Raw genomic sequence first — 5,034 nt, forward strand, 5'->3', positions numbered from 1 at the left:
ATTCGTCTCGATCAGGTACGGCGCGTTCGGCGCGGTATCCGGTCTGAACAGCCCACCCTGCGGGATCGTCAGGTTGCTCAGGACGTTGACCGCCGTCGCGCTCGCGATAACGGGATTAACGAGCCCCGAGCCGCCATTGACCGAAGCCGCTCCGCCCTTCGAGCCGCCCGCGCTGCCACTGACTCCACCAACCGTCACGCCGCCCAGCGACTGGCCGGGGACCAGACCGAGCGAAGGAACGCCCGCATTACCCGCCGTATTGTCGATATTGACGCCCGTACCGGAAAGCGTGCCCCCCGCGACGAAGGTCGATTCGTAGCTCGGCAACGCGTAGGTGCGGATGTCAGCGGGCGCGACCTGGTAGCCGCCAGGATTGGAGGTCACGAACGTCGCGTTGCCGAACGGCAACTGCCAGTTGTGTTCGGAGTTGTCGTAGTTGTTGTAGTGATACTGCCCCGAGTAGGTGACCTGCACGCCGGGCGCAAGCTGCCCGCGCCAGCTATTCTGATCGAGCGTCACGGGCGCGGAGATGTTGCCGACCGCCGCGACCGCGCTCCAGTAGTTCTGGAAGGTGCCCACCTTCGACACGTCCAGGTTGCCCCCAGCGATGATCTGCGCCTGCGGGCTGATCCCCGTGATCAGGTTCGCGAGCGCCACGCCCGTATAGGTCGTGTACTGGTAGGTGCTGTTCCACTGGCCGCCGTTCGGCGGAATGATCGGCATGCCGCCTGGCTGGGCCTGCAACGCGGCGATGACGGCGGGATCGTAGTTAGAAGCAGTCGGATTGAACTGGACGCCCATGACCTGCGGATTGCCCGGGCCGCACGCCGCCATGTCAGCGGCTGCGCAGCCAGACAGGCTGATGCCGAGCTGCTCGATGAGCGTCGGATCGACCGCCTCGGTGTAGGCCCCGTCGGTCGTCATCACGCGCCGCGTGTTCGTAACCTGGTTCGCATGCAATTCCATGTCGCCCGAGGACTGAATGAGGGCCGACACGTTGTCGATCAGGTTCGCGTTCGTGTAGTTGCCGCTCGCGTCCTTACCACCCGCCAGCACGACTTTGCCGAGACCAAAGATCGCGGTCGTCGCCTGCGTATCGGTCGCGGTGGTGTCGTCGCGGTTCTCGATGTCGGGCGCAAGGATTTCAAGCAGGCCGTTACTGTCCGTCGCGCCGATCAGTGCAGTCGGCCCCACATTCGTGATCGATTGCGTCGCATTGAGCGAGACGCTACCGCCGACAATCGCGCCCGTATTCTCCAGCGTGTTCGAGTGCGTGGTGAGCGTGCCGCCCGCCATCATTGCGCCGCTATTGGCGATATCGCCCGCGTTGATGCCAAGGTTGTTGACCGCCTGCAGCGTTGCGCCGTTGCTAAACGTACCGGGAAGGGTAAAGGTCAGATCGTGACCTGCGCTGAATTGCAGATCGGGAGTGGGCGCGAAGTCGCCCTGAACGTTCACCGCGACATCGTTGGCGGCGCTGTATGCACCGCCGCCCGTCAGTGCCGCTGCATTCAACGTCAGATCGTGCGTCGCGCCGACCTGCCCGTTGGTGTTCGTCATTGCGCCGGTCGTCGTGATGGCAACGTCGCCGGTCGGACCCGCGAAACTGCCAATCACACCGCCGCTGTTATCGACGGTATTCGCCTGGACGTCGACGCTTGCGCCGCTCACCTGGCCGCCCTGCGTATTGGAGAGCGATGACGTGTCGACGGCCACGTTACCGTTGCCCGTCATGACGCCACCGCTGTTGATGGTCTGGCTGCCGCCCTGGACGGTCGTATTGCCCGTGCCGAGGTTACTGACAAGACCACCCGTATTGTCGATGGACGCGGCCTGAACGCCGAGCGTGCTCGTATCGTCCGTTGCTCCCGTACCCGACTGGATCTGGCCGTTCGTATTCGTCAGCGCGCCGCCGCTCACGAGCGACAGAGACGCGAGCGAACGTATCGAGCCCTGCGTGTTGTTGATATTGCCCGCGACGTTCGCCGCGATATTGCCCTGCGCGGCGAGTACGCCGGTCGCGTTGTTCAGGCTCCCCGCCTGTGCCGCGATCTGGCCGGCGGAGATAATTTTTCCGCCTACATTTGATACGGAGCCCGAACCGTTGCCTGGTGCAATCGTCAGTGTGCCCGTTCCGGCATGCGTAATCGTGCCGCCGTCGTTATCGAGCGTAGCGGGGGCGAGCGTCAGGTCCGTGCTGTTCGTCTGGAGCGTGCCGCCGTTCGAGTTGTCGAGCGTGTTGCTGACGTTGACGCTCATCGGCGACGCGCCATACTGCGTAATCGTCCCGCCGTGGTTGACAAGATCCGTCGCGCCGAGCGCGAGCTGGTTCGCCTCGATATCGCCGCCGCTATTGTCGAGCGTGGAGCCGATTGCGAGCGCCAGATTCGGTGCGACGATCGAGCCGCCGTTATTGGTCAGCGACCCGCTATGGATGGTCTCGTTCGAGGCCGCGCCGATCTCGCCACCGTTGTTGGTCAGCGACCCGCTCGCGAGGCTCAGGTCTGCATTCGAGAGCAGCTTGCCGTTCGTGTTGTCGAGCGCGTTGCCGACCGTTGCCGTCAGCCCGGTCTGGCCGAGCACCAGACCCGCAGCGTTGTTGAACGCACTGGCTTCGGTGACGACCTGCCCATTGCTCTGGATGGTGCCGCCCGCGTTCGAGATCGATCCTGCACCGTTGGCCGGCGCAATCGTCAGCGTGCCGGTGCCCGCGTGCGTAATCGTGCCCCCGTCGTTATCGAGCGTGGCAGGGGAAAGCGTCAGGTCCGTGCTGTTCGTCTGGAGCGTGCCGCCCGCCGAATTATCGAGCGTTCCCGAGACCGCGACGTTCATCGGGCCGTTACCCGTCTGCGTAATCGTTCCCGCGTGATTGACGAGGTTGGTCGCGTTGAGCGATACCTGCGCGGCCTGCGTCGTTCCGGAACTGTTGTCGAGCGTGGTCGCGCTTTCCGTCACCGTCTGGCCTGCCGCGATCGATCCGCCGCTGTTGGTCAGATGCGAACCGGCATTCACCGTCGTATTGCCCGATGCGCCGAGCGAGCCGTTGCTGTTGTCGACCGATTGCCCGGTCACCTGGAGGTCGGTTTGCGCCGATACCGTGCCGTGATTGGCAATGGTCCCGCCTTGCAGCGTCACCGCGCCATTGCCGCCGATAACGCCGCCCTGTGCGCCGGTCGCGGTCGTACCCCCCGCGTTCACAAGCTGGCCCGTCGTCGTGACCGAAAGGCCGTCGCCATTCAGTGACGTAATGCGGCCCGCGGTGTTGTCGAGTGACGCTCCGGACACCGACATGCCCGCCGCGCTCTGCATCGTCCCCTGGTTGTTCGCGATGGCGCCGCCGCTGACCTGCATCGCACCCTGCGAGACAATCGAGCCGCCCTGATTGGTGAGCTGGCCCGACGCCTGTGCGACGAGCGGACCTTGCGACGAAATATCGCCGTTCTGGTTCGACAGGTTGCCTGCGTTGAGCGTCACCGCGCCGCCCGTGAGCGTACCGTGATCGTTGACGAGCGTACCCGCCGCATTCGCGACGACCGCACCACCTGCGCTCGTCGTCGCGCCCGCGAGGTTCAGATCGCCTGCGGTTGCCGTCAGCGATACGTTACCGTTCGCCGCCGTCTCGCTACCCGCGAGATTGACGCCGCTACCTGCAAAAGACGCATTGACGCCCGCGACGTTCTCGCCGGTCGCGTTGAGCTGTCCGCTCGTCGAAACGTTGAGGTCGCCCGAGGTACCGACCGAGCCATCGTTGTTCACGCCCGCGCCGAGCGTACCGTTTGAATCGACGGACGCGGCATTGATCGTGGTGTTCTGTTGCGCGGCGAGCGTGCCGCTGTTCGTCAGCGCGCCCGTCGAACCGACGCTCGTATCCTGCTGCGCGTAGAGGGTCCCCGTATTCGCGACGCTTGCCGCATTGATGCCGAGGTTGCCGCTTGCGGTCATCTTGCCCGACTGAACGAGCTGGCCCGAGGTCGTCAGCGTGAGATCGCCGGCCTGTGCGGCAATCGTGCCGGCATTTGCGACCCCGACACCGTTCTCGTTGCCCACCAGGATGATGCGGTTGGCGTACATACCGCCGAGCTGCGCGACGTCGATTGAGACAGCGGGCGCGGGCTCGCTGCCGGCGATGGCCGTCGGCGCCAGGCTCGCGTAGTCGATATTGTTCGAGCCGGTCGTCACGTTCAGCGTATTGGCGTAGATCGCCGCATTAACCTGCACGGCCCTCGCCAGCAGATCGACCTCGTCGATATTCGAAGCGTTCAGGCCCGCGCCCTGCACGGTGATCATGCCGCCGGTGACGTTAAAGCCCGTCAGGTTGCCACCACCGTCAATCAGCGGATTGCCGGTCGTCAAAATGCCTTTTGACGTATTGATGAAGCCGCCGCCATCCACAACCAGGCCAGAACTATTTGCGATGACGACCGCCGCGGCTTTCTGACCCGCGACTTCAACGTAGCCGCGCAACTGCGAAGGATTATTGCTGTTGACCTGGTTGACGATTATCTTCGCGGCGTCGTTCGATCCAAAATTCGGATTACCGGATATCTGTCCCGCGAGTTGGGTGTTCGTATTAACGGGCGAATTGTTGAGAATCGCGCCCTGCTTCGATACGTCGAATTGTGAATACGTGTTAAGTGACACGCCGGCGCCGGACGGCTTCGTGATATTTACTTGAGGCAATCCATTTGCCGTATTGATCACGTTCGGCGCGTGCGCGCCAGACGGCACGATTTGCGCATCTGCGAGAGCGGGGGCGAAACCAGCTAGTACCAGCACGGCAAAAGCCGTGTGACGCATTGCGAAAAGCGTGAAGGATCGCTGCGCGGCCGATGGGCCGGCTTCACCGTGACGAGAGTTTCCACGCCCAATTGCAGTTTCTGCGACGGCAATGAGCATACCCCGAAGCTTGCTGAACACAAGCCGGAAACAACGATTATTCATTTTTTATTTTACCCGTGATGCTGGATGAAGCTCTATGCAACGACTCGTCGCTTCCAATACGTTTCAACAACTTCAGTCCCCGATGACCGTGGG

1 protein-coding gene is annotated in these 5,034 nt (G+C 63.2%); it reads right to left on the reverse strand.

All coding sequences use genetic code 11. The features are described 5' to 3' along the window. A partial coding sequence (locus tag HHL14_RS32525; RefSeq protein ID WP_169501699.1) for a two-partner secretion domain-containing protein occupies window positions 1-4,941 on the reverse strand: 4,941 nt, incomplete at its 3' end. Between the last annotated feature and the right edge of the window lie 93 nt (window positions 4,942-5,034).

It is taken from the genome of Paraburkholderia antibiotica (assembly GCF_012927125.1).
Classification (GTDB): Bacteria; Pseudomonadota; Gammaproteobacteria; order Burkholderiales; family Burkholderiaceae; genus Paraburkholderia; species Paraburkholderia antibiotica.